General features: G+C 71.3%; 1 protein-coding gene and 1 pseudogene. One reads left to right on the forward strand and one right to left on the reverse strand.

All coding sequences use genetic code 11. The annotated features are described in order from the left end of the window. Positions 1 to 550, forward strand: a 550-nt coding sequence (locus EAO70_RS36100) for a group II truncated hemoglobin (protein ID WP_261993228.1), incomplete at its 5' end; no start/stop codon positions are given. Here EAO70_RS36100 and EAO70_RS39845 read toward each other — a convergent pair. Next, positions 507 to 903 (reverse strand): annotated as a pseudogene (locus EAO70_RS39845) (hypothetical protein); the annotation flags it as partial. The gene EAO70_RS36100 and the pseudogene EAO70_RS39845 sit on opposite strands and share 44 nt — an antisense overlap.

Consider the following 903-nt stretch of genomic DNA (forward strand, 5'->3'; position numbering starts at 1 on the left):
CTCCCGCTCCCCACCGCAGAAGACACCCGAGAGAGGCGACACAGTGACGGACCCGGCCACGGACCAGGACCCGGCGCACCAGCAGGACGCGCCCCCCGTACCCACCCTCTACGAATGGATCGGCGGCACCGAGGCGCTGGAGCGGCTCACCGAGGCGTTCTACGCCCGCGTCCGCAAGGACGAGATGCTCGCACCGCTCTTCCGGCGCATGGACGACGACCACCCGCAGCACGTCGCCACGTTCCTCGGCGAGGTGCTGGGCGGGCCGACGCACTACACCGAGCAGCACGGCGGCTACCCGCACATGGTCTCCCGCCACCGGGGCCGGGCCATCAGGCCGGAGCAGCGGGCCCGCTGGGTGGAGCTGATGCTGATGGCGATGGACGAGGTCGGGCTGCCCGAGGACGCCGAGTTCCGCTCGGCCTTCGTCGGCTACATCGAGTTCGGCTCGCGTCGCGCCATGGCCAACTCGCAGCCGGGCGTCGGTCCCGGCAGCCGCACCACCATCAAGAAGTGGGGCTGGGGCGAGGGCGTGCCCGGTGAGGAGTGAGCCCCGTCCCGGTATCGGCAACAAATGTTGTCCGTGCACGGAGCCCGGTTCCAGCATGGGGGCCACTGGTGATCACCACGATCCGGCGGACCGCCGAGGCCGGCAGACCGGCGCGCGCCCGCCCTGATCCGTATGCCCGAACCATCTCGACGAGGAGTCCGCTCATGCGTTTGGCCATGGCGCGACGCGAGCCGAACTCGATGTAGCCGACGAAGGCCGAGCGGAACTCGGCGTCCTCGGGCAGCCCGACCTCGTCCATCGCCATCAGCATCAGCTCCACCCAGCGGGCCCGCTGCTCCGGCCTGATGGCCCGGCCCCGGTGGCGGGAGACCATGTGCGGGTAGCCGCCGTGC

The organism is Streptomyces sp. adm13(2018), assembly GCF_008042145.1.
Lineage (GTDB): Bacteria > Actinomycetota > Actinomycetes > Streptomycetales > Streptomycetaceae > Streptomyces.